The 22891-nt window shown below is 39.3% G+C and carries 24 protein-coding genes; 12 read left to right on the top strand and 12 right to left on the bottom strand.

Going from position 1 to position 22891, the window contains the following annotated elements:
* Positions 1 to 19: 19 nt before the first annotated feature.
* Together GQR47_RS00385 and GQR47_RS00390 are read left to right on the top strand one after the other, a co-directional pair.
* Positions 20 to 1240 carry a Xaa-Pro peptidase family protein gene (locus GQR47_RS00385; protein ID WP_154902914.1) on the top strand — a complete coding sequence of 407 codons (1221 nt, stop codon included), beginning with the start codon at positions 20 to 22 and terminating at the stop codon, positions 1238 to 1240.
* Between the two features lie 114 nt (positions 1241 to 1354).
* Positions 1355 to 2014, top strand: coding sequence for a DsbA family oxidoreductase (locus GQR47_RS00390; RefSeq protein WP_154902915.1), 660 nt, complete (start codon positions 1355 to 1357; stop codon positions 2012 to 2014).
* Positions 2015 to 2070: 56 nt separating this feature from the next.
* Here GQR47_RS00390 and GQR47_RS00395 read toward each other — a convergent pair whose 3' ends face one another.
* Positions 2071 to 2778: an immunity 49 family protein gene (locus tag GQR47_RS00395; RefSeq protein ID WP_165723363.1), complete on the bottom strand. Its 708-nt coding sequence runs from the start codon at positions 2776 to 2778 to the stop codon at positions 2071 to 2073.
* Between the two features lie 38 nt (positions 2779 to 2816).
* Here GQR47_RS00395 and GQR47_RS20580 point away from each other — a divergent pair, with 38 nt between their 5' ends.
* The 3 genes from GQR47_RS20580 to GQR47_RS00410 all read left to right on the top strand — a co-directional run bounded on the left by GQR47_RS20580 (position 2817) and on the right by GQR47_RS00410 (position 5143).
* The gene (locus GQR47_RS20580) at positions 2817 to 2939 is read left to right on the top strand and encodes a hypothetical protein (RefSeq protein WP_259397865.1); all 123 of its coding nucleotides are present in this window, start codon (positions 2817 to 2819) and stop codon (positions 2937 to 2939) included.
* Between the two features lie 1021 nt (positions 2940 to 3960).
* Positions 3961 to 4692 carry a MauE/DoxX family redox-associated membrane protein gene (locus tag GQR47_RS00405; RefSeq protein ID WP_154902917.1) on the top strand — a complete coding sequence of 244 codons (732 nt, stop codon included), beginning with the start codon at positions 3961 to 3963 and terminating at the stop codon, positions 4690 to 4692.
* A 106-nt stretch (positions 4693 to 4798) separates the two neighbouring features.
* On the top strand, positions 4799 to 5143 hold the full coding sequence (locus tag GQR47_RS00410; RefSeq protein ID WP_029771693.1) for a TonB family protein: 345 nt from the start codon (positions 4799 to 4801) through the stop codon (positions 5141 to 5143).
* A gap of 67 nt (positions 5144 to 5210) precedes the next feature.
* Here the strand turns inward: GQR47_RS00410 and GQR47_RS00415 are convergent, their stop codons facing one another.
* The 6 genes from GQR47_RS00415 to GQR47_RS00440 form a co-directional block, all read right to left on the bottom strand.
* Entirely contained in the window at positions 5211 to 5489 is a 279-nt protein-coding gene (locus GQR47_RS00415; protein WP_002959014.1) for a peptidylprolyl isomerase, read from the bottom strand.
* 102 nt (positions 5490 to 5591) lie between these two features.
* Positions 5592 to 6014: a DCC1-like thiol-disulfide oxidoreductase family protein gene (locus GQR47_RS00420; RefSeq protein ID WP_154902918.1), complete on the bottom strand. Its 423-nt coding sequence runs from the start codon at positions 6012 to 6014 to the stop codon at positions 5592 to 5594.
* 27 nt (positions 6015 to 6041) lie between these two features.
* Entirely contained in the window at positions 6042 to 6569 is a 528-nt protein-coding gene (locus GQR47_RS00425) for a response regulator (RefSeq protein ID WP_154902919.1), read from the bottom strand.
* On the bottom strand, positions 6566 to 7807 hold the full coding sequence (locus GQR47_RS00430) for a sensor histidine kinase (RefSeq protein ID WP_186807003.1): 1242 nt from the start codon (positions 7805 to 7807) through the stop codon (positions 6566 to 6568). The genes GQR47_RS00425 and GQR47_RS00430 overlap by 4 nt, the downstream gene beginning before the upstream one ends.
* 61 nt (positions 7808 to 7868) lie before the next feature.
* Positions 7869 to 8273 carry a DUF4440 domain-containing protein gene (locus tag GQR47_RS00435; protein ID WP_024595765.1) on the bottom strand — a complete coding sequence of 135 codons (405 nt, stop codon included), beginning with the start codon at positions 8271 to 8273 and terminating at the stop codon, positions 7869 to 7871.
* Between the two features lie 8 nt (positions 8274 to 8281).
* Positions 8282 to 9589: an amidohydrolase family protein gene (locus tag GQR47_RS00440; protein ID WP_154902921.1), complete on the bottom strand. Its 1308-nt coding sequence runs from the start codon at positions 9587 to 9589 to the stop codon at positions 8282 to 8284.
* A gap of 153 nt (positions 9590 to 9742) precedes the next feature.
* Here GQR47_RS00440 and GQR47_RS00445 point away from each other — a divergent pair, with 153 nt between their 5' ends.
* Both GQR47_RS00445 and GQR47_RS00450 read left to right on the top strand, forming a co-directional pair.
* Entirely contained in the window at positions 9743 to 10822 is a 1080-nt protein-coding gene (locus tag GQR47_RS00445) for a ketoacyl-ACP synthase III (RefSeq protein ID WP_154902922.1), read from the top strand.
* Positions 10823 to 10892: 70 nt separating this feature from the next.
* Positions 10893 to 11279 carry a VOC family protein gene (locus GQR47_RS00450; RefSeq protein ID WP_002959006.1) on the top strand — a complete coding sequence of 129 codons (387 nt, stop codon included), beginning with the start codon at positions 10893 to 10895 and terminating at the stop codon, positions 11277 to 11279.
* Positions 11280 to 11318: 39 nt separating this feature from the next.
* Here GQR47_RS00450 and GQR47_RS00455 read toward each other — a convergent pair whose 3' ends face one another.
* Both GQR47_RS00455 and GQR47_RS00460 read right to left on the bottom strand, forming a co-directional pair.
* A complete protein-coding gene (locus tag GQR47_RS00455; RefSeq protein WP_154902923.1) occupies positions 11319 to 12683 on the bottom strand; it encodes a leucyl aminopeptidase family protein in 1365 nt (454 codons plus the stop codon).
* Positions 12684 to 12770: 87 nt separating this feature from the next.
* Positions 12771 to 13193: a hypothetical protein gene (locus GQR47_RS00460; protein ID WP_002959004.1), complete on the bottom strand. Its 423-nt coding sequence runs from the start codon at positions 13191 to 13193 to the stop codon at positions 12771 to 12773.
* A gap of 103 nt (positions 13194 to 13296) precedes the next feature.
* On the opposite strand from GQR47_RS00460, the gene GQR47_RS00465 reads away from it, so the two are divergent.
* The 3 genes from GQR47_RS00465 (at position 13297) to GQR47_RS00475 (ending at position 18053) form a co-directional block, all read left to right on the top strand.
* Positions 13297 to 13470 carry an oxidoreductase-like domain-containing protein gene (locus GQR47_RS00465; protein WP_154902924.1) on the top strand — a complete coding sequence of 58 codons (174 nt, stop codon included), beginning with the start codon at positions 13297 to 13299 and terminating at the stop codon, positions 13468 to 13470.
* Between the two features lie 317 nt (positions 13471 to 13787).
* Positions 13788 to 16370, top strand: coding sequence for a TonB-dependent receptor (locus tag GQR47_RS00470; RefSeq protein WP_039488458.1), 2583 nt, complete (start codon positions 13788 to 13790; stop codon positions 16368 to 16370).
* Positions 16371 to 16619: 249 nt separating this feature from the next.
* Positions 16620 to 18053: a sulfotransferase gene (locus tag GQR47_RS00475; protein ID WP_154902926.1), complete on the top strand. Its 1434-nt coding sequence runs from the start codon at positions 16620 to 16622 to the stop codon at positions 18051 to 18053.
* A 315-nt stretch (positions 18054 to 18368) separates the two neighbouring features.
* On the opposite strand, the gene GQR47_RS00480 is transcribed toward GQR47_RS00475, so the two are convergent.
* Positions 18369 to 19271, bottom strand: a complete 903-nt coding sequence (locus GQR47_RS00480; protein WP_154902927.1) for an alpha/beta hydrolase — start codon at positions 19269 to 19271, stop codon at positions 18369 to 18371.
* Between the two features lie 128 nt (positions 19272 to 19399).
* Here GQR47_RS00480 and rlmF point away from each other — a divergent pair, with 128 nt between their 5' ends.
* Positions 19400 to 20332, top strand: a complete 933-nt coding sequence (gene rlmF / locus GQR47_RS00485; RefSeq protein WP_154902928.1) for a 23S rRNA (adenine(1618)-N(6))-methyltransferase RlmF — start codon at positions 19400 to 19402, stop codon at positions 20330 to 20332.
* 40 nt (positions 20333 to 20372) lie between these two features.
* Positions 20373 to 21377 carry a low-specificity L-threonine aldolase gene (gene ltaE / locus GQR47_RS00490; RefSeq protein WP_154902929.1) on the top strand — a complete coding sequence of 335 codons (1005 nt, stop codon included), beginning with the start codon at positions 20373 to 20375 and terminating at the stop codon, positions 21375 to 21377.
* Here ltaE and GQR47_RS00495 read toward each other — a convergent pair.
* Both GQR47_RS00495 and GQR47_RS00500 read right to left on the bottom strand, forming a co-directional pair.
* Positions 21360 to 21944 (bottom strand): thymidine kinase, encoded by a 585-nt coding sequence (locus tag GQR47_RS00495; protein WP_154902930.1) that lies wholly within the window; start codon positions 21942 to 21944, stop codon positions 21360 to 21362. The genes ltaE and GQR47_RS00495 overlap by 18 nt on opposite strands.
* Positions 21945 to 22037: 93 nt before the next feature.
* Entirely contained in the window at positions 22038 to 22832 is a 795-nt protein-coding gene (locus tag GQR47_RS00500; protein WP_165723364.1) for an amino acid ABC transporter substrate-binding protein, read from the bottom strand.
* Positions 22833 to 22891: the final 59 nt, after the last annotated feature.

Below are 22891 nucleotides of genomic sequence, written 5' to 3' on the forward strand. Positions count from 1 at the left end.
AAAATCCAAGGAGAAAAATATGACCACCATCGGTATTGGTACACAATCAAGCGAGCAAGCGCTGGCAAGCCTAAGTAACATGACGCAAACGCTGACCCCTATCGCAGCTGACGAACATTTAGAGCGCATAGCCAAGGCTCAAGCGTATATGCTAGCAAACAACATAGATGCAATTTATTTAAACGCTGGCACCAACCTTACCTACTTTACAGGCATGAAATGGTACGCGAGCGAACGTATGGTTGGCGCGATATTACCCGCCCTTGGTGAAGTACAATACATTGCGCCTTATTTCGAAATTGGTTCACTAAACGGGTTTAAAGTAATAGATGGGCCTATTCATGGGTGGCAAGAGCACGAAAATCCTTATGCACTTTTTGTCGAAGTATTAAAAAAGTTAAACATTAATGAAAACGCAACCATTGGCATTGATGAAAGCGCACAATTTTTTATATTCGACGGCATTAATAAAGCACAAACGGGTTTAACCCTCATAAATGCACAACCTGTAACGGCGCATTGCCGTATGCATAAATCAATTCACGAGCTTAGCTTAATGCAGCGCGCGATGGATATGACCTTAGCCGTGCATCAAGCCACAGCAAGCATGCTTTATGAGGGAATAACCACCACCGAAGTAGAAGCTTTTATTAAGCAAGCACACCAAAAAGTAGGTGCGCCAGGTAACTATTTTTGTATTGTTTTATTTGGTGTTGCAACGTCTTTCCCGCACGGTGTTAAAGATGCCCAAATACTTAAAAAAGGCGATATGGTACTAATTGATACTGGCTGTAAAGTACACGATTACCTATCAGATATAACCCGTACCTATGTATTTGGCGAACCAACAATGCGCCAACGTATGTTTTGGGATCATGAAAAAGCAGCGCAAATGGCCGCGTTTAATGCAGCTAAAATTGGTGCTACGTGCGAAGACGTTGACGCGGGCGCACGTAACTATTTAGCAGCGCAAGGGTTAGGCCCGCAGTACCAAACACCGGGTTGCCCGCATCGAACTGGTCACGGAATTGGGCTAGATATTCACGAATCGCCATATTTAGTTGGCGGTGATAAAACCCCACTTGCCCCAGGCATGTGCTTTAGTAACGAGCCAATGTTAGTTATACCCGATGAATTTGGCGTGCGTTTAGAAGATCATTTTTACATGACCGACAACGGCCCACATTGGTTTACACAACCAAGTTATAGTATTGACGACCCATTTGGCCTTAACGCTTAAAACTGAATACTTTCAAGAGCAGCTGCTTAGCTGCTCTTTTTAGTTTGGTATTGATAAAGTGCAGTTCATCCCAATATCCCCTGTTATACCAAAGCAATCCTCAAAAGGATAAATATGAAAAACTTTAAAATTGATATCGTTTCAGACGTAATGTGCCCTTGGTGTATAGTGGGTTATAAAAACCTAGAAACTGCACTAGAGCAACTTAAAGACGAGATGAGTGCAGATATTACGTGGCATCCTTTTGAGCTAAATCCTGACATGCCGCTTGAAGGTCAAAATTTAAACGAGCACCTAATGCAAAAGTACAACCTAAGCGAAGAGCAAGGCGATGAAAATCGTAAAAACATGTTCGAAGCAGGTCAGCGTGCCGGGTTTACCTTTAATTTTGATGGTGAGCGCATCATGATCAACAGCTTTGATTTACACCGCCTACTTACTTGGGCGCGTGAAGAAGATAAGCAAACCGAATTAAAGCTTGCCATGTTTGAAGCACACTTCACCGATTTAAAATACTTAAATCAAGAAGAGGCACTGCTTGATGTAGTAGAAAGTGTTGGCCTTGATAAAGAACAGGCCCGCAGTATTTTACACTCAGATAAATACGTTCAAACAGTACGACAAGAGCAAGACCGCTTTAAGCAACTCGGTATTACCTCAGTCCCTACATTTATTATCAACGATAAATATGCAATCAGTGGCGGACAACCAAGCGACTCGTTTATTCAGGCACTAAAACAAATTAGTGAAGAAGAGGCTAAGCAAGACGCTTAGTTAGCTAGCAAAATTAAAGGCTGCAATATGCAGCCTCGTAGCCAAACAATGCTAATTTAAGCATTTTCAAACTCTTTATAAATTAGCCACTTTGGCAGGTAAGGGGTGTCGGGCACTTGCCAACCATGTTTATCATAGGCAAGGCTAGCCACTGCGCTTATTAGCAGAGCTACATCGCCTGTCCACGTAACTGCGCCCTCAGGTGGGTCATTGTAGAATGTATAATGTAATTCAATAGCCTTGTAGATTGCCCGTTTATAATGAGCTTCATCGTTTGATAAAAGCGCTACCCACACATCCAAATAAGGCAAGAAAAGCATGTTCACATAAGGCGCTCTAAATTCATCAACATGCTCAGGGCCTGATTTTTCCATTACCTCGCGTAATAACACTGTTTGGTCTGCGTCTTGTACAAATATATTTCGCACAAAATTTAGGAGTGCGAAGTCAAGGGCGTCAGGGTACTCAAGCCAACTTTCTTCGCATCGACAGATTAGCTCAGTCGCATCAGCATCTCTTAAACACAGGGCTAAACTTAATTGCAGTAACCAATCATCAACCATGATTAAGCGATGTTCAGCACGACCTTCTAAGCGAAATACGTGATCTTTTAAAGTAAAAATATGGCGCTGCCCGGGGTTTGACACTAAATTATAATGCGCATGCAATAAATCTAGGCCAAAGCGCATAATAGGCACGCCCTCAAGCCCTTTTTCTGCTTTTTGTGCTTTTTGTGCAGTAAAGCTAACACGTATACAACTCATTGCATCTGAACTTAACCGTGCTTGAGGTGCCTTGTAAAATGATGGTTCCTTCTCCAAGTAACGAAACCATTTGTCCTCATAGCGTTCTAAATGAATTTGAAAAGCATTTTGCAAATTCACTAATTTATAATGGTCATTGTGGTACTTTAAATGGCTCATAACTTGATACTTCCAATGGTGTAATTTGTCACGTCAAACGTTGGTTTTAAACTACTGCCAGTTTGAAACTTCTGTTGCACTTTACGAAATTCAATGTTACCAGAATAACTATCAAATGCTTGCAAAGTGTTGCCCAAGGCTTGTGTAAATAGGGTGGTCAGGTCTTTCTTTTTGACACTATTTTACTTACACGAGAATAGTGCAATTGAAAATAGTCACCAATCTCTTTCAAAGTGTCTTGTCCTGAAATCTGTTTACACATTTCAGGACAAGACAAGTTTAAAACTAAATAAGACTGCACATTTCAGGACAAGACAAGTTTAAAACTAAATAAGACTGCACATTTTAGCCCTATTGGTTCTCAACTGTAATATGCACATATTCGCCGCTGTAGTTGATTAAGCAATCCTTACTAGCGCAGTAATAGAGCGCCCCTGACTTGAGTATTTCCTCCTCAGTATTTTTAATTATTAACGCGCAGCGATGCGTATTTTCGAAAGTCTTAATCGATATTTCTAAAAAGCCTATGAGGGATTTATTATTTATTGTTACCTGCTCTGTTATTAAGTTTATTTTAATAACCCTAGCCAATCGAAAATATTTATAAACTATATACAAACTGGCTAAGCAGCTAATTGGCAGTATTATCTCCCCTAACGCTAAAACGAGCCCTGCTAATATAGCGATAGCTCCTATCCCTACACCTTTAGATTTTATTAACGTGACTGTATTTTTCATAATAATAGGTAGTTGATATTGCTTATGGTTAATTTCTAATATAGGAACATATCTACTATTTGTTCCTTTGCCACAATTAACATTACACGAATAGATTTTTACACTGGCATTATAAGTGCATTATTAGCAAAGAAAATTATTACATGCTCTGTGAGATAATTTTGTGCGAATGATAGGTAAAAATTACATTTATTTAGACCCTTTTTTCAAAGCGACCAACAATGTTGAAACCTACATTTGTACTGTCTGCACAAATAAATTAACTATTTAAAGTAAGGAGTACACATGGCTAAGTCAGCAACATTATATAGAATGGCAACCGATGAACATATATGTCCGTTTGGACTCAAATCAAAAGATTTACTTAAGCGAAAGGGCTATAAGGTAGATGATAAGCCGCTGACTTCGCGCGAAGAAACCGATGCATTTCAACAAAAGCACAATGTTGATACCACACCACAAACATTTATCGATAACGAACGCATTGGCGGGTATGACGACCTGCGCACTTACTTTAATAAATCGGAGCCTGGCCAACAAGGTACTACTTATACTCCCGTAACGGCCATTTTTGCTGTTACCTTATTGCTTGCCTTTGCATTTAGCTACTCGACTGGCTTTGCACTTTTTTCTATGCATACAGTTATGCTGTTTGTCGCGTTAACAATGGGCGTACTGGCTATTCAAAAATTACGCGACTTATACAGCTTTAGTAATTCTTTTATAACCTATGATTTATTTGCGATGAAAGTAGTGAGATATGCTTATGTGTATCCATTTTTAGAAGCATTTGTAAGTATTGGCATGATTGCAGGGCTTTCAGCTTATATTGTTGCACCAATTTCTTTATTTATTGGGGGTGTTGGCGCCGTGTCGGTGATTAAGGCTGTTTACATAGACAAACGAGAGCTTAAATGTGCCTGTGTTGGCGGAGATAGTAATGTACCGCTGGGGTTTGTCTCTCTAACCGAAAACCTGTTTATGATTGCGGCGGGTATCTGGATGTTTATTAAATAACCTTAATTCAGGTTAAATAATGGGCTTGATAACTAAGCGGATTATTTTACATGACTGGTCTTTTAGTGTAAAAAAGGGTACTAACTAAATAATAAAAGGAATTATAATGAAATACTTACTGTCTATAATTGCCGCTCTAATCATTACTGGCTGTACTACAACTCCACTTCAAGACAGTCCTACCGCAACAGTAAAATCAACAGTTCCCCCTAAATACCCTGTTGCAGAGGTACGTAACAAAACAGAAGGTTTTGTTACCATGTCTTATGATGTAGATAGTTATGGGCGCCCAAATAATATTAAAGTTATTAACGCTAAACCTGAACAAGTGTTTAATAGCGAAGCCAAACGTGCCCTATCTAAATGGCAATACTCACCTAAAGTTGTTAATGGTGTTGCTGTACCTGATAAAAACTTAGAAATGACAATTGAGTTTAATTTGGATAATTAATAATCGGGTAAGATTATATCTTAAAGGCTGCAGTGTGCAGCCTTTTTAGTATTTGTCAGCGAGCTTATTAAGTACGATAAAGCACTTTAATTACATGCCAGCCAAATTTGGTTTTAACTAAATGTGGCTCTAAAATTGCGCCTTTAAATGCAATTTTGTCAAACTGTGGAACCATTTGTCCGCGTCTAAATTCACCTAAGTCACCGCCTTTTTTACCCGATGGGCATGACGAATACTTTTTAGCTAAGGTTTGAAACTTTGCACCTTTACCTAATTGCTTAATAATATCTTCTGCAATTTCTTTGTGCTTAACCAAAATGTGAAGTGCATGTGCTGTGTTTGCCATGAAAAAAGCCTTTTATACCGTTAGCTAAAATTAAACGCGGCGATTTTAGCACAACCTCATAAACCTATCATCTACTTATACTGCAGTGTATTAACGCCTAATTTATAAATAATGTTTAGCATCCTCTGGGTTGGGTACTCTGCAATACTGATATTTTCCAAATAACGAATACCTATTTAAAGCAACCCTATCGTATAACCAATTATTAAACCTATTTGGCAAAATACTAAATACGTTTGCTAGTTTGTATGAGTAACCTAGCTGCTTAACAACATTAAAAAAAGCATGGCTTTGTGTAAATGCTTTACCATTTTCAACAAGCACCATTGAAGCGTATTCACTGGTTGAAAAACCAAAGTGTGTTAACAACAGTTCTCCTTTTGGAGATTGCACGCTGCATAATTTAAAAATAGTAGTTTTATCGTGAGCAATAATAAAGTTACACCACGCGCTGCAAAGCTTACATTGCGCATCAAATAAAATAATTTTTTGGTTTTGCATTAATATAGCTGCATCATCGCTCATAACACTTTCCTTAAATTAAGTAATAAATTACTGCTGCACCGGCTTTTTTTGTAACTTGCGCTGCAAAGTACGTCTATGCATATTAAGTTGCCGCGCGGTAACCGACACATTGCCATTATTACTGTGTAATACTTGTTGAATATGTTCCCACTCTAAGCGCTCCGGCGACATAACCGCATCATCAATAACATTCGATGCCGATGACACAGGATCGGTGTTAAGCGCTTTTAATAATGTTGCCATATCAACCGGCTTAGTAAGGTAATCGTTTGCGCCTAAACGCATTGCCTCTACTGCGGTTGCTATACTTGCAAACCCGGTTAGTAAAACAATATGAGCTTGGGGGAGCAAACTACGCAGCGGCTTTATGAGTGTAAGTCCGTTATCGTCGCCTAGTTTCATGTCTAATAAAACAAAGTCGGGCAATAATTTACGCGCAGCAAGTAACGCATCACTTTGGTTATGCGCCACCTCGCAGGCAAAGCTTTGTTTAGTTAAGCGCCTTGCCAGTGTGCTGGCTAAATTAATGTCGTCTTCAATTATAAGTAACTTCATGAGGCGTTATTCTCAATGTTTACAATAGCGAGTTTAACTTTGGCGACAGCGCCGCCATCTGCATGGTTAAACAAGGTAAGTGAGCCATTTAAACGCTCAAAAGTAACATTTGATAAAAGCACAGCAAGCCCCATTCCTTGATCGCTTGGCATAAGTTGACCACCCAGCTCTGCTAATTGCGATGATGAAAAGCCACGGCCAAAATCACGAATTAACAAATAAACGCACTCGCTATGTAAGTTATCTTGCTGCCAACTCAGCTCTAATTGAGTTTTACCTTGTTTTTGATTAGCAAGCGCGGCGTTTTGCAATAAATTTAAAATAGCAGGCAATAACATCGCATCACTCAATAGCGTTGCCGCAATAGGTGGCGTAATCCATTTAATGTACTGATCAGGGTATTGCAGTAAAAGCGTATCTGTAATTTGCGTTTGCAGTTGCTTTACGGTGGTATGCTCTTGTGAATTTTTAAGGCGTAATTGCTCTGAGAGTTTTCTAAAGTCGTTAAGCTGCGTACTACACTGAGTAAGCGGCGCTTGCATGTGCTTAACAATAGGGTTGTTTGGCTGGTCTTCTAATAACTCTTCAAACAGTAACTGTAAATTTGCAATTGGGGTCGCTAGTTGATGGGTGATTTGTGCAGCAGCCCCATCAAGGGTAACAAGCTGTTCATTACGCAATTGTTTTTCACGCACGTTTGCAATAATTCGCTCTCGCTCTTTAAGTGCCCTGCTCATTGCGCCAATAACAAGTGCAATTACGCTGGCACTTAAAACAAAATTAACCCACATGCCAATAAAGTGACCACTCATATTCATTTGATGCATACTGTGATCGGGCATCTTTATAAGTAGCAAACTGTATGCGGCAATGGCTAATACCGCAATATAAGCTAATCCTTTTTCTCGCAGCGTAACAGCAGCGATCATTATTGGGAGCAATAATAACGAAACAAATGCATTAGTTGCACCGCCGCTTAGTGAGAGCAAAACCGTTAAAAATAATACGTCTGCAGTTAGCTGCATCAACATACCCAAAGGTTTAGCACGGCTTACATTTCGATAAGCAAATAGGCTAATAAGCTGAAACACAGCCTCAACGGCAATAACAATAAGTAAAGGCAGTAATGCAATTTGATGTTCTAGTAAAAAATAAACGCTAAGTACCGCAATTAATTGCACGGCAATAGCGCCGCTTCGCAGCATTAATAATCGACTAATGGTGGGGTCGGTACGCATTAACAACAGGTTATTGCCCAATCAAATGTTTAATAAGGTTATTTTAACGGTTATATGATTTTTAATCATCATCCATCGAAATTGAAAACGGCGCACAAGGCGTTCCTTGGTGAAACACCATTTTCCATTGTTCATTACTTTTACGCCAAAGCGACATACGCAATGAATAATTAAACTCAGCGCGAGCAGAGCGCCTAAAAGCAGCTTGGTAACTAAGTTGCACTACATCATCGCTCAGCATTCGGCCCTTAAAATGCTGATTATAAAACTGTGGCACAACCTCGGTAGGTAAACGAGTTAGTACTTGGTATTTATTAAATGTAGTGCCATTGGCAGCAATTTCGATAAATTCATCATCGAGTAAAGCATCTAATGCGCGCTCAGATTGGCGAACTTCTGGGTCTAGTAACTGGCGCTCAGCGTCAATCAAATGATTAAACAACGACACTTTTATTTTGCTGCTCATAACCTTCCCTATTGTTTATAAACTTGCCCAGCTTTCATAACAAATTGTACGTTTTTAAGTACGTCGATATTTTTAAGCGGTGAGCCATTCACACTGATAATATCTGCTTGTTTACCAACACTCAAGTCGCCAATGAGTGCGCTTTGCCCCAGCAGTTTAGCTGCATGTATGGTTGCTGATTTAATCGCTTGGGCTTCGCTCATTCCATTGTTTACCATTAAACTAAATTCGTTAGCATTAAGCCCATGACGCGATACCCCAGAGTCTGTTCCAAAAGCTATATTAACCTTGTTTTTCAGTGCAAGTTTAAACGAAGCCTGCATTTTTGGAGTTACTTCACGCACTTTGTCGGCTATTGCCGGTGGCATATTTGGATTTGTAAGCACCTCTTCACTTACCGTTGCACCCGCTAAAAGCGTCGGTACTAAATAAGCTCCCGTTTTTTTAAATAACTTTATTGCCTCTTTATCTAAATAAGAGCCATGCTCAATAGAATCCACACCGGCTTTTAAGGCCGCTTTTATACCTTGTATACCGTGTGCATGCGCTGTAACTTTACGCCCTAAGTGGTGAGCCGTATCAACAATTGCAATCAGCTCTGCATCTGTAAGTTGTTGGTTAACCCCAGCAGCGGTATTACTTAGTACTCCACCCGTGGCAGTAACTTTAATTACATCAGCGCCACTTTTAATTACCTCGCGTACCGCACGGCTACAATCATCCGCGCCATTACATATACCAATCCCGCCTGTAACCGCATCTGTAATATCTTTTCGATATCCGTGCATATCTGCGTGTCCGCCGGTAGGCGATATTGTATTACCCGCTGCAAAAATGCGAGGGCCGTTAATATCATTTCGCTCAATAGCGCGCTTTAGCGGAAATATTACTTTGTGATCGCTACCTAAATCACGCACTGATGTAAAACCCGCATCGAGCGTACGTTGTAAATATTTAATTGAGCGCAAAGCATAATCGGCATCATATTCTGTAGCCCAGCGGTGAGGGTTTGCTTTTGAATCTCGCTCAAACGTAACGTGAACATGCATATCAATAAGACCAGGCATTACAAATTGATTTTTAAGATTGATAATATCGGCATCAGGTAGGTTAAGTTCTGCTTTTGTGAGGTAGCCGTTTTTAATGGCTGTTATTGTATTATCTGTTATGACTAACGTTTGCTCTGTTTTTACTTTTTGATCTTCGGATGCAAGTAAACTGCCAGCATAAATAATTTTATGCTGCTGAGCAAAAGCCCCATTTGTTATTAATGCCAGCGTTATTGAAGTGAATGTTGTTATTAGTGTTGTTTTCATACTTGCCCCTTTTTTATACTAGCATTACCTTAAATAACCTGTAATTGCGAATATTTACGATACAAAACATGCTATAAACTAGTCTTGAAAGCCGTTTTTTGGTATAACTCCCCCATTAGTAACACATGTCAGACCACCTTAAGAGAACATACTATGCCTTACGCACATATCACTGGTTGGGGTAAATGCATTCCACCAGCAAGCATTAGCAACGATGAAATTAGTGAAATAGTTGATACCACCGACGAGTGGATAACCACGCGTACTGGCATTAAATCTCGCCGAGTGAGTCATGTAAGTACCGCTGAGCTGGCAACCGTTGCAGCTAAGCATGCTATTGCGTGCGCAGGCATTGATCCTAAAGATATTGATTTAGTGATATTAGCAACCTGTACACCTTCTACTGTTGTGGCAAATACCGCCTCACAAGTGCAAAAAAATATTGGTGCAACAGGCGCTGCCGCAATGGATACAAACGCGGCATGTTCGGGCTTTTTATATGCGTTGCAAGCTGCTACAGCACAAATTCAAGCGGGTATGATTAAAAAAGCAGTCGTTATTGCCTCTGAACGTATGACCTGGTACGTAAACTGGGCACGTCGCGACAGCGCTGTTTTATTTGGCGATGGCGCAGGTGCAGTAATACTTGAAGCGGCAGATACGCCAGCGGGTTTACTTGGTACCAAAACCGGTTGTGACAGCGAAGACCGCGATATTTTACACATCACCAACTTTGGTAGCGATTTAAATAAGTATGAGCCAATTGGTCCTTCTGATTTATTATTTGAAGGTCGTGAAATTTTTAAACGTGCTGTAAAAGGTATGAGTGAAGCCTGCGACGACGTACTGCAACAGGCCAACTTAAGCCTTGACGACATTAATGTACTCGTTCCACACCAAGCTAACTTACGTATTATTCAGGCTATTCAGCATCGCTTAAAAGTACCTGACGAAAAAGTAATGGTTAACATTGGTGACTATGGTAATACCTCTGCTGCGACTATTGCTATAGCGTTATGTGAAGCGGTTGAACAAGGGTTAATTAAACCGCATTCAAACATTATGTCTGCAGCATTTGGTGCAGGCCTTACGTGGGCTGCAAGTTACATAAAATGGGGCGAACGTGTAACGCCTATTAGTGTAAGCGATGCTGCTTTACCACCGTGTGATAAAACTGGTTTAGAGCTTGTAGCACCGGCCGTTAAAGCATGTAAAGAAGCCGAGCCTAGCTAACACAACATGTAATAAGCCACATTTAAAATGCACTTATTTAAGTGCGTTTTTGCTTTTTAAGGAATTAAATTTGAAACTTTTAGGTATTCATCACGCTGCTATAATTTGTAGTGACTATGCACGTTCTAAACACTTTTATAGCAATGTACTTAAACTTAACGTTATTAATGAGCACTTTAGAGCTGATCGTAATTCATATAAATTAGATTTAGCCATGCCCGATGGTAGCCAAATAGAGCTATTTTCGTTTGATGGTTCGCCCGAAAGACCCAGCTATCCCGAAGCACAAGGCTTAAGACATTTAGCTTTTAAGGTAGCGGATGTACAGATTGCAAAAACGTATTTAGAGTCGTGCGACGTAAAAGTTGAGGATATTAGAGTGGATGAAATAACTGGCAAAAAGTTTACCTTTTTTGCCGATCCAGATAACTTGCCACTTGAGCTTTATGAGGTTTAAAGCTCATAAAGCTCAAGTTTTTACTATTGAATCAAAAACTTACTTATTAAAACGATTTTGTAGGTAATTAAACACCGCACGAATACCTAATGCTTCACCACCCGTTGGACGACCTGGTAATGCACGTAAGTTCCATGCCATTACATCAAAGTGTACCCACGGTGTTGTTGGTTCAACAAATTCTTTTAAGTAAAGCGCTGCGGTAATAGCACCACCAAACGGTGTGCTTGCGCAATTTGCCATATCGGCTACATCACTTTTTAGTAAGCTTTTGTATTGCTCAAACAACGGAAGTTGCCAAACAGGGTCATGTACACTTAAACCGGCGTCAATAATGCCATTTGCTACATCGCGCTCTGTTGAGAAAAAGCCCGGAAGCTCCGTGCCCAGTGCAACACGGCATGCACCCGTGAGAGTAGCAAAATCAATAATTAGCTCAGGATTATCGTTTTGCGCTTCGCTTAATGCATCACATAATACTAAGCGACCTTCAGCGTCGGTATTATCAATTTCGACCATAATACCTTTGCGCGTTTTAATAACATCGCCTGGGCGAAATGCATTGCGCGATACTGCATTTTCAACCGCTGGTACAAGTACACGTAATCTAATTGGTAAGTTAGCTGCCATAATAAGCTGCGCTAGTGCAATTACGTGCGCCGCGCCGCCCATATCTTTTTTCATGTTACGCATGCCAGAGCTTGGTTTTAAATCAAGTCCGCCTGAGTCAAAACATACGCCCTTACCGACTAGCGTAATTAATGGAGCATCTGTCGCGCCCCATTTTAAATCAAGTAAACGCGGTTTATTTTCGCTTGCACGACCCACCATATGAATAGTCGGGTAGTTTTGCTCTAGTAACTCATCGCCAACCCACTGTGAAAATTCGCCATTGTAAGTTGCAGCTAAATCTTCCATAACTTGCGATAAATGTTGCGGCATCATATCTACCGCTGGAGTATTAACTAAATCACGTGCAAGTGTAATGGCATCAGCTTGTTGGCTAATGCGCTCATATAACGCTTTATCGCTAATGGCTAATTGCGCCTTTGCCGTTGGCTTTTCTTTATATTCACTAAATTCGTAACCACCAAGTACAAACCCTAAAGCAACCTGCTCTACAAAAGCGCTGTCGCCTTGAATTTGATAAGTACCTGTAGGAAGTGTATTTGCTAAATTACCCGCAGCCCAAAAATCATCGCTGCTTTGCATTAGACAAAATACCTGGCTTAACTCGCCCGTTTTAGCATCAGGAATTAAAGCAACACCTTGCTTTTCAAAACCTGTATTAGTTAACCAATTTTGTATAAATGCAGGCTGCTGTGCTTGCCAGTCAGATAATTCGTTTTTAAGAATAAAAGATAAAGGAATACCAGAAGATGTATGACGTAGTAATGCACTCATTAAAAAGCTCATATAATATAAAAATGGTACTTAAGAGCATATCAATAAGCGCACCTAAAAGGTATCGCTAATTTGAAGGGATTTTAGCTACTTTTTTAAGCTATTTTTAGATTCTTGCTTTTGATTTTCTTGATCTATTTTAGCATCTAGTTCTTTAATAGATTTGTTCATATTAAACGAACTTGGCAGTACATCAACTCCCACCAAACTCCCTAATTTAACAACTAAAGGAATTGTAAGCGGAGCAAAAGGTAATACAGCAAATACACCGAGCCCTAACCCTTTTAAAATATCAACAAATTGCTCATTTGCGCGTTTTAACTCTTCTTTACTTGTGTGGCCTTGAGTGTAACGCCTATAAATAGAGAGCATTTCTTTAGTTTCTTGTTTTTCTTGGGCGAGTGCGATTTTAAGCGCCACCATAGCACGGCGAAAACGCAGCTGTTGGCGTTTTTTACTAATTTTAACTACCCGCCAAGGTGCACGGTGAATAACTTTATATAATCGCATAACTTTTATTTTCACACAGCAGCACAGGTTCACAAAGAATAATTTACTTTCAACACCCTTTAACTTACCCTTTGCACCAAATTAGTATTAAATACATACAACAATGCAGAATATAACAAATCAATTACCGCAAAAACCTGAAAAACCAAAATCTGATGAATGTTGCGGTGGTGGCAGTTGCTGTCCCTGCGTATGGGATGAATACAAAGAAAAATTAGCAGCTTGGCGGTACGCACAAAACATTGAAAACCCCACAAAAAAAGATACAAATAAATAACATTTAAATGCAGTTAGCGCATTAATATTCCCCTCAATAGCCTTATTTGCACTTATTTAGTTCATTTTAGTTTTACTTTGCACCACTGTTGCATTTTTTCTTAAATTGAATCTTTTTGTTATCAAACGGTTAATTAGTAATTGCCCTTCCTGTTTTTTATCTATAGTCTGTAGATAGGACTTCACAAAAAGTAAGCTTAATTGATTAGGCTTTTGAGATAAAACCTCAAACTTATGTGAAACAAAAAATTAAGTTAAAAACAAATGATGTGAAATTCACATCAAAAATAAGAATTATTCTAACTGGGGAAAATTAGAATGAAATTAAAAAGTAATGCGCTAAACCAAGCAATCAAATTTGCTTTAGCTACAACCACTGCAGGGTTATTTATTTCTGGATCTGCTATTGCGGCAGACGAGCAGGAACAAACTAAAGTAAATAAAAACGTTGAGAAAATTGCCGTAGTAGGTACGCGTTCAGCTCCTCGTTCAATAGGTGACTCACCGGTTCCAATCGACATTATTGGCGGCGAAGAGCTTGAAAAGTCAGGTAACACTGACATGCTTGAACTTTTAAAAGGTGCAGTACCATCGTTTAACGTACACCAAAACCCTATCAGTGATGCAGCTTCTCTTGTTCGTCCAGCTAACTTACGTGGTTTACCGTCAGACAGCACATTGGTTCTTTTAAACGGCAAACGTCGTCACCGTGCTTCTGTAATCGCATTTTTAGGCGGTGGTATTAACGATGGCGCGCAAGGCGCAGATATTTCAGTTATTCCAAGCATTGCGATTAAACAAGTAGAAGTACTTCGCGATGGCGCGGCTGCGCAGTATGGTTCTGATGCAATCGCCGGTGTAATGAATTTCCAACTAAAAGACGCTTCAGAAGGTGGTAAATTAGAAATCCGCCATGGTCAATTTTATGAAGGTGATGGCGATACAACACAAGTGTCGGGTAACGTAGGTTTACCGTTTACCGACAATGGTTTTGCTAATTTAAGCTTTCAATATAAAACAGCTGATGCAACAAGCCGTTCAGTTCAACGTGCCGATGCTGCAGCACTTTCAGCTGCCGGAGTGCCTGATGTATCTTCTCTTGCACAAGTATGGGGTGCACCAGAAGTAGATGACGATATTACTATTTTTGGTAATGTGGGTTTAGAGCTAACAAACGACTCTGAATTTTACATGTTTGGTAACTACTCTGAACGTGATGTACGTGGCGGTTTTTATTACCGTAATCCGCAAACTCGTTCTGGTGTTTACTCAAATGATGGTGGCGAAACATTACTTGTTGCCGACACAACACCTGATATGAGTGCTAACTGTCCAACTATCACAATAACAGACGGCAATGTACTAGATGATCCTGCTTACATAAATGGTGTAGCAAACAACCCAGATTGTTTTGCCTTTAATGAGATGCTTCCAGGTGGCTTTACACCTAACTTTGGCGGCAACATTACTGATACTTCTTTAACTATTGGTACTAAAGGTCGATTCACTGGTGGCTTCTTAAAAGATACTTACTATGACTTAAGCGGTACTGTTGGCTTAAATGAATCACGTTACTTTATTTACGACACGGTTAATGCCTCTTTAGGTGCAGATACACCACGAGACTTCAGCCCGGGTAAATACGAACAGCTAGAGAAAAACTTTAACTTTGATTTATCAAAAGGTATCGACTTTGGTTTAGCTTATGATGTAAACATTGCCGGTGGTTTTGAGTGGCATGAAGAAACATTTACTATCGTCTCTGGTGATGAAGCATCTTACACAGCAGGCCCTTTAACAGAACAAGGCTTTGGTATTGGCTCTAACGGCTTTCCTGGTTTTAAACCATCACAAGCGGGTGAATTTTCTCGCCGTAACTATGCAGCATATGTTGATGTTGAAGCACCGTTTACTGAAGACTTTTTAATGGGCGTAGCACTTCGATTTGAAGACTACGACAGCTTTGGCACTACCACTAACTACAAAGTAATGGCTCAATACCATTTAACTGAAGACTTAAACGTGCGTGGTTCTGTAAGCAGTGGTTTCCGTGCACCAACGGTTGGTCAAGCTAACGTAAGTAATGTACAAACAAGTTTAGATGGCGGTGTATTACAAGATTCAGCGCTTCTTCCACCAACAAACCCAATTGCAGTGCAATTAGGTGGTACAGAGCTTGAGCCGGAAGAATCGCAAAGTTATACGCTTGGTGCTGTATACACAATTGGCGAATTATTTTTAACGCTTGATTACTACAACATCCAAGTAGATGACCGTATTAGCCAATCAGATAAAATCAACTTAAGCCAAGCAGACAAAGATACCCTTGCAGCAGCAGGAGTACCTAATGTACAAGGCCTTGCTCAGGTAAGCTTTTTTACAAACGACTTTGACACAACAACACAAGGTATCGATTTAGTTGCAAACTATACAGCTGAATTAATGGGCGGTAGCTCTACATTTAGCCTTGCATATAACTGGAATGATACTGAAGTAACTAAATTTAGTGAAATTACAGGTGCGTTTAAAGTTAAGCGTTTAGAAGAAGATTTACCTAATCATCGTGCAACGTTCACATTGTCTCAACAATGGGAATCAGTTTCTGCATTTGCTCGTGCAAACTACTACGGCGAATACCAAGGTGTTCACGTTGATTATGATGCAACAGCTAAAACAGCAGATGCTGCAGTCACTATTGATGCTGAAGTAACTTACTTCTTAAATGAATCAGTTAGCTTCTCTGTAGGTGCTCAAAACTTATTCGACCAAGATGCTGAAAAACTTGATTTTGCAGATGCAACGGGCATCCCTAATAACAACTGGGGTGGTCAGTTCTACGAAACATCTCCGTTTGGTATTAACGGTGGCTTTTACTACGCTAAAGCAACATATACTTTTTAAACTATTTTCATGAAGAACCAAAGGCGAAATGTTAAAGACATTTCGCCTTTTTAATTTTATAGTTAATAAAAATAATAATGAACAATACCAATTGCATTGAATAAGTGTTCTATTATAGCGCTCAGAAAATAGCGTAATAACAAGGCGAAAACTATGATATATAGTTGCTCTATATGAATAATTTTTAACGCAGTGAGTACGCTATTTAATGCGATAGAATGATTATTTTTTAATAAAATTGGTATAACTATGCTACTTGAAAAAGCCAACCAACTACTGCAACAAAATAAACTCAAAGAAGCCGAGTTCCATTTTAAAGCAATTTTAAATAGTAACCCTGAAAATGGTGAGGCTTTATTTGGCTTAGGCAGAATTGCCTTACGACTAGAACGTTACGACGCTGCTGTATACCTACTCCAAAAAGCCTGTGAGCGCTTGCCTCATATGCTTGAACCATTACATGCCCTTGCTGATGCTTTTAACGGTGTTCATTCGCCAAACGATGCGCTAACGGTGCTTGAATACGCAAAAAAATTAGCAAGTCATAATCCAGAACCTCATTATTACTTAGCACAGCACTATTTAACACATGGCGAGTTAGATAAAGCTCATACAACTTTTGCTCATGCACTCAGCATTGGTGTATACCCTGTAACAGCCTATATTTTATTTGAACTTGTACAATTAGGTCGCTTTGATAAAGAACATAATTATGTAAGTAATTTGCACCACTTATTAACTCAAACTAGTAATTTACGTTTAAAAATGGTGTGTTACTACGCATTAGCAAACAGTTACGATGCACTTGAGGATACCGAGCAAGCATTTAATTATTTTATATTGGCGAATAAATTACAAAAAAAATTAAGTGAATTTAACACTAGAGATTTAATCCCTTTTTACGATGAAATAATAAAATACAACACCGAGGAGTTTATAGCCTCTGCCGATAAAAAATTTACGGGTAATATCACGCCTGTATTTATTATTGGCATGCCTCGTAGTGGCTCTACCCTTGTGGAGCAAATGTTGGCAAGCCATAGTCAGTTTTCGAGCCTAGGAGAGAGCACGAGTATTAGTAATAACGCAGTTGCTTTTATCGAACAAAAAACGGGAGTGACTTACCCGCAATGTTTAGCGCATTTAACGCCGGATTTAATCAAAAAAGCCCGCGAGCTGTATATCACAACATTAAAAACAGCATCGCCCATCAGACCTTTTATAATAAATAAACTGCCGAGTAATTATCAGTCGCTCGGACTTATATATATTCTATTTCCAAATGCTAAATTTATAAATTTAAGTCGTGATTTTAATGCCACCGCATTTTCTATCTTCACTAATTACTTTGCTGAAAACGAGCCTTACTTTTGCTCACTACCTGAGTTTAAGCTTTATCATAAGTTGTATAAAAAACTGATGAGCCATTGGCACTCTTTTAAAGAGATGCCAATTTATGATGTCAGTTACGAAGATTTAGTGAGTAACCCAAAAGAGCAGCTAACGCAGTTACTTGGTTTTTTAAACTGTAGTTTTGAAGAGCGCTGCTTAGCGTTTTATAAACAAAAAACACCGGTAACGACCTTGAGTAAACATGCTATTCGCCAACCTATTAATAATGCCGCAATCGCTAAGTGGGAGCGTTACAAAACACCTCTTCTAAAGTTACTTGATGAGAATTAATTAGGGCCTGTTTATCTTTCGAGGTTAAATTTGCAGTAGGCTGTTTGGTATTTAGGCAAGGCAGAGCCTATGTAGTGTGGTTGTTCCCCATAAATAGGCGATAACGCAGCATAAAGACCAAACATCCACTGCCCTTTGGGTTCTCTCTAAGGACGATTAACTCTTTGTTGCTCGGTTTTTACTTATTCTTACATGGATGTAAGCCAGTAGGGTAACGCAGGAGCAGTTACCGAGCCCACTAGGTTACAAACTTCGCGCCGTGATTAAATCTTCCTTGGATTGAACAAATTTTAATCCTGAAAGGTCAACAGGCCCTTACGGATGTGCTTTAAACCAATTAAGTAAATCTTTAAATTGATCATCACGCGCACTTGGGTGGGTAAGCATATTAATATGATCGTAATCAAAATTATGCCCGTGTTTACGACCGTAAATTTGCATTTGTTGAATGCCTAGCCCCGATTCGTCCATAAATTTTTGAATATCGATTGGTTGCGCTAATGCTTTATCTTTTACCGCAGCAATATGAAGCGTTGGCGGTAAATGCAGGTTGTTTAGCGCTTTTGCATAATCAAAATTATCATCAGAATCTATCCATGGCTTCTTTTTAGCCCATTGCATACTTTGATAATGCGACTTTTGAGTTTCGTTATCGCTGCCCCACTTATAACCTTTAGCATTTAAATAGCCATGTTTTTTAGCAAGTAAAGGCGCCATAAAATACCAAATTAAATTGGCTTGTAATAATTTTTGAGGATGATTATTAAATAAAGAACGCTTAGAGCCAAAATACACACATGCTTTAACGTCGTTAATATATTCTGGAAAACGTGCAAACGCGCTGTTCATCAATACCCCGCCCCAAGAGTGAGCAGCCCAGTAGTCTGGCTTTTTGCCTTCAATCAACTCTATTTGCTTAATAAAGGCAGGGATGTCTTCTAGGATAGACTCAGTTTGTCCATATTCGGACTCGCTCGAAATGATTGGCTTGCTATCACCTCGGCCACGTAAATCAGCCACATAACATCTATACCCATGCTCAGCTAAAAAAGGGGCAAGTCCTTTATTAGAGTGCGTGTAAAAAATCTTACCGTTTTCTATTGCTCCATGCATAAAAAATACGATAGGCCCTTGCTGATCTTCATCGCTAATACGGCGTAAATGAAGTGTTTGCTGATCAGCTACATTAATAATTATTGATTGCTGAGAAATTGCCACAGTTATTCCTTTTTATTATTTTCAACTCATCCTACCAGTAATATTAAATATACCAAAGGAAATGTCTGCACTTTACTCATCAGCATTTGTTACAATCACCACATCATATCTGTTGTTAAAATGAAGCCATGAAAGAAAATAAAGCACGTTCAAAATTACACCCTCGTAACCTACATAAAAATGGGTACGACTTCGATTTATTAACAACAGAGCATCCTGCTCTACTGCCCTTTGTTATAACCACACCTGCAGGGACTAAAAGCATTGATTTTAGTGACAACAAGGCTGTTAAAACACTCAATCAAGCTCTTTTAAAAGCACATTATAATATTGATTTTTGGGATATTCCCGAGCACAACTTATGCCCACCTATACCTGGGCGTGTTGACTACATTCACTACTTGGCCGACCTATTAAGTGATGATAATCAACAACAAATACCTTTAGGTAAGCAAATTAAAGTGCTTGATATTGGCACTGGCGCTAACTTAGTTTATCCGCTTACTGGTACAAGTGAATATAAATGGCATTTTACTGGGACTGATATTGATACAGCCTCGGTGAAAATAGCAAAGCAAATAGCCCAGTTTAATGGTTTAAAAATAACCCTAAAACAACAAAAAAACGCATCACAAATTTTTAAAGGCGTTATAAATCAAAAAGATCTATACCATTTAACGCTCTGTAACCCTCCGTTTCATGCAAGTGAAGAAGAGGCAAGTAAAGGCAGTGAACGTAAATGGAAAAACTTAGGAAAAACACCCAGTAGCACGCTTAATTTTGGTGGTCATAATAATGAATTGTGGTGCGAAGGCGGTGAAGTACAGTTTATCTCTAATATGGTTAAAGAAAGCGAAGACTTTGCAGAGCAAGTACTGTGGTTTACGTCGTTAGTCTCTAAAAAAGATAATATTGCAGCCCTTGAAGAAGTATTAAAAGCTCACCCAATAGCACAGTATAAAATTGTTGATATGGCACAAGGTCAAAAAATTAGCCGCTTTATTGCATGGACCTACTTTGATAAAGACACTCGTGAGCAAATTTGTAGCGAGCTTGATTAATACCAATTTTATTAAAAATAATAAAAAGGATAAGGCAATCATGATAGATTTTCGCTCTGATACAGTTACAAAACCAACAAAAGAAATGCGCGATATTATGTACAACGCACCGGTTGGTGACGATGTATATGGTGATGATGAAAGCGTTAACCAACTAGAAGCCTATGCGTGTAAGCGTTTTAATTTTGAAGCCGCACTTTATTGTAGCTCAGGCACACAAGCCAACTTACTTGCGTTAATGGCGCACTGTGAGCGAGGTGACGAATACATTTGTGGCCAAAATGCTCACAATTATAAGTTTGAAGGTGGTGGCGCAGCTGTTTTAGGGTCTGTGCAACCACAGCCTATTGAAAACGATGCTGATGGCAGTATACCTTTTAGTAAAATAGCGACGGCTATAAAACCAGACGATTGTCATTTTGCAAAAACGCGATTGCTCAGCTTAGAAAATACCATTGGCGGAAAAGTACTCCCGATTGAGTACTTAGCCCAAGCACGTGACTTTGTTAATACGCATAGTTTAGCGCTGCACTTAGACGGCGCACGTGCTTTTAATGCCGCTGTTGAGCTAAAAGTTGATATCACTGAAATTACAAAGCACTTTGACTCAGTTTCTATTTGTTTATCTAAAGGTTTGGGGGCGCCCGTAGGCTCTTTATTATTAGGCTCACCAGCACTTATTAATAAAGCAAGACGATGGAGAAAAGTACTTGGTGGCGGTATGCGCCAAGCCGGAATGCTTGCAGCCGCTGGACAATTTGCACTTGAGCACAATGTAGAGCGCTTAAAAGACGATCATGAAAATGCACGTTATTTGGCTCAACAATTAAGTGAAATCAGTGGCTTTACTGTCGATATGACTAACACCACTAATATGGTTTACGCAACATACAGTAGCAGTATAAATATTAAAGATATTGCTGAAGCGCTTAAACAACAAGGCATATTATTTAGTCCAAGCAAGCAGCTTAGGCTAGTTACGCATTTAGATATAACCCGCGAAGATATTGATACATTTTTAAATGCTTTATCGGCCCATATTTAACGCGGCTTTATAATGTTTGCGGCATACCGAAACATATCGGTCATTGCCGCCAATTTCTACTTGGTTACCATCGGCTATTGCTTCGCCATTTTCATCAGTACGCAGTACATGGTTTGCTTTACGTCCACAGTGGCAAACAGTTTTAAGCTCAACTAACTTATCAGCCCACGCAAGCAAATATTGCGACCCTATAAATAGCTCGCCTCTAAAGTCGTTACGCAGGCCATAACACAATACAGGTATACCGAGTTCATCAACCACATCGGTTAATTGCATTACTTGTTCTTTTGATAAAAATTGGCACTCGTCAACTAACACACAATGGCGTTTTTTATCATTGTTGAGTGATTGAATAAGATCAAAAACATCTTTGCTAGCATCAAATACATGCGCATCTGCTTGCAAGCCAATACGAGACGATACTTTACCCACGCCTTGTCTATCATCAATGGCAGCAGTCAGGATCACAGGTTCCATGCCACGTTCTTTATAATTAAATGCAGATTGTAATAACGTGGTTGATTTACCTGCATTCATTGCAGAGTAGTAAAAGTATAATTGAGCCATTGTGGTGCCATTTTATAAAAAGTGCGCTTATGCTACCTTAATATTAAATTAATACCAATTTACAAACGCGAATTTTATTTTGTCAGGGCCTGTTTATTTAAGTGTTTGTAAGTATTTAATATACACAGGTGCACTTTCAAATTTTGATAACCACTGCCACATTTGCAAGCTTAGAGCATTATTTTCTTCATAGAATTTTTTTGAAAATACAAGGTAACCATGGCTGGTTTCGTAAGGGGGATAAATAGGTTTAACATTATTACCCTCATACGGATAACTCGACACTTTTAAGCCATCTACTTGGCATAGATCAACGCTCGCCTGCACTCCCCCCTTATCTAGCAACTCAAAAGCTTTGCTTTTAGAAAACGTATTATGAATAAAAAATGGTTCTTCTTTTAACGCGCTATTTAGCCCATAACCATTAGGAATAGCTATCGTAAATGCTTTATTTTGAAATACTTCACGAGTCTCCCATTCCTTATGAAATTTATAACGCCCTATAAGGCAGCTGCCAAATTCACTTACTGCGTAGTCATCTTGTAACTTACCTTGCTCATCAACAGGGTAAACAGCAACGTTTTCTCGCCCTTTGCGGTAACTTGCAATAACAGCATTAACTCGATGAAATTCTAAATCGTTTAAGCATCTACGCCATGGCTTTCTAACAAATGATATTGCTACATTGGGCAATGCTAAATCAAGTTGTTGAAGTATTTCGATTGATGCACCAGGTTTATCTGTTGGTATATTTTGGCCATCACCTAAAAACATGGGTGCTATATTTTTGTCTTCGTAACAAAACACGAGACTTTGCGGCTTGCTAAACGCAGTAGCGGTAAACATTAAACTGGCAATAAAAAAGTAAACTAAGCTATTAATACGCATAATAATTTTTATTAGTTGATTATTTAAATTATAGGTTGAGTTAAGCAGACTGGCTATAT

Origin of the sequence: Pseudoalteromonas sp. Z1A2, from assembly GCF_011378755.1 — a bacterium.
Taxonomy (GTDB): Bacteria; Pseudomonadota; Gammaproteobacteria; order Enterobacterales; family Alteromonadaceae; genus Pseudoalteromonas; species Pseudoalteromonas distincta.

What these genes read in the sequence shown, in the direction of transcription:
- GQR47_RS00385 (WP_154902914.1), top strand. Translation starts at nt 20, where the DNA reads ATGACCACCATCGGTATTGGTACACAATCAAGCGAGCAAGCGCTGGCA.
- GQR47_RS00390 (WP_154902915.1), top strand. Translation starts at nt 1,355, where the DNA reads ATGAAAAACTTTAAAATTGATATCGTTTCAGACGTAATGTGCCCTTGG.
- GQR47_RS00395 (WP_165723363.1), bottom strand. Translation starts at nt 2,778, where the DNA reads ATGAGTTGTATACGTGTTAGCTTTACTGCACAAAAAGCACAAAAAGCA.
- GQR47_RS20580 (WP_259397865.1), top strand. Translation starts at nt 2,817, where the DNA reads ATGATGGTTCCTTCTCCAAGTAACGAAACCATTTGTCCTCATAGCGTT.
- GQR47_RS00405 (WP_154902917.1), top strand. Translation starts at nt 3,961, where the DNA reads ATGGCTAAGTCAGCAACATTATATAGAATGGCAACCGATGAACATATA.
- GQR47_RS00410 (WP_029771693.1), top strand. Translation starts at nt 4,799, where the DNA reads ATGAAATACTTACTGTCTATAATTGCCGCTCTAATCATTACTGGCTGT.
- GQR47_RS00415 (WP_002959014.1), bottom strand. Translation starts at nt 5,489, where the DNA reads ATGGCAAACACAGCACATGCACTTCACATTTTGGTTAAGCACAAAGAA.
- GQR47_RS00420 (WP_154902918.1), bottom strand. Translation starts at nt 6,014, where the DNA reads ATGAGCGATGATGCAGCTATATTAATGCAAAACCAAAAAATTATTTTA.
- GQR47_RS00425 (WP_154902919.1), bottom strand. Translation starts at nt 6,569, where the DNA reads ATGAAGTTACTTATAATTGAAGACGACATTAATTTAGCCAGCACACTG.
- GQR47_RS00430 (WP_186807003.1), bottom strand. Translation starts at nt 7,807, where the DNA reads ATGCGTACCGACCCCACCATTAGTCGATTATTAATGCTGCGAAGCGGC.
- GQR47_RS00435 (WP_024595765.1), bottom strand. Translation starts at nt 8,273, where the DNA reads ATGAGCAGCAAAATAAAAGTGTCGTTGTTTAATCATTTGATTGACGCT.
- GQR47_RS00440 (WP_154902921.1), bottom strand. Translation starts at nt 9,589, where the DNA reads ATGAAAACAACACTAATAACAACATTCACTTCAATAACGCTGGCATTA.
- GQR47_RS00445 (WP_154902922.1), top strand. Translation starts at nt 9,743, where the DNA reads ATGCCTTACGCACATATCACTGGTTGGGGTAAATGCATTCCACCAGCA.
- GQR47_RS00455 (WP_154902923.1), bottom strand. Translation starts at nt 12,683, where the DNA reads ATGAGTGCATTACTACGTCATACATCTTCTGGTATTCCTTTATCTTTT.
- GQR47_RS00460 (WP_002959004.1), bottom strand. Translation starts at nt 13,193, where the DNA reads ATGCGATTATATAAAGTTATTCACCGTGCACCTTGGCGGGTAGTTAAA.
- GQR47_RS00465 (WP_154902924.1), top strand. Translation starts at nt 13,297, where the DNA reads ATGCAGAATATAACAAATCAATTACCGCAAAAACCTGAAAAACCAAAA.
- GQR47_RS00470 (WP_039488458.1), top strand. Translation starts at nt 13,788, where the DNA reads ATGAAATTAAAAAGTAATGCGCTAAACCAAGCAATCAAATTTGCTTTA.
- GQR47_RS00475 (WP_154902926.1), top strand. Translation starts at nt 16,620, where the DNA reads ATGCTACTTGAAAAAGCCAACCAACTACTGCAACAAAATAAACTCAAA.
- rlmF (WP_154902928.1), top strand. Translation starts at nt 19,400, where the DNA reads ATGAAAGAAAATAAAGCACGTTCAAAATTACACCCTCGTAACCTACAT.
- ltaE (WP_154902929.1), top strand. Translation starts at nt 20,373, where the DNA reads ATGATAGATTTTCGCTCTGATACAGTTACAAAACCAACAAAAGAAATG.
- GQR47_RS00495 (WP_154902930.1), bottom strand. Translation starts at nt 21,944, where the DNA reads ATGGCTCAATTATACTTTTACTACTCTGCAATGAATGCAGGTAAATCA.
- GQR47_RS00500 (WP_165723364.1), bottom strand. Translation starts at nt 22,832, where the DNA reads ATGCGTATTAATAGCTTAGTTTACTTTTTTATTGCCAGTTTAATGTTT.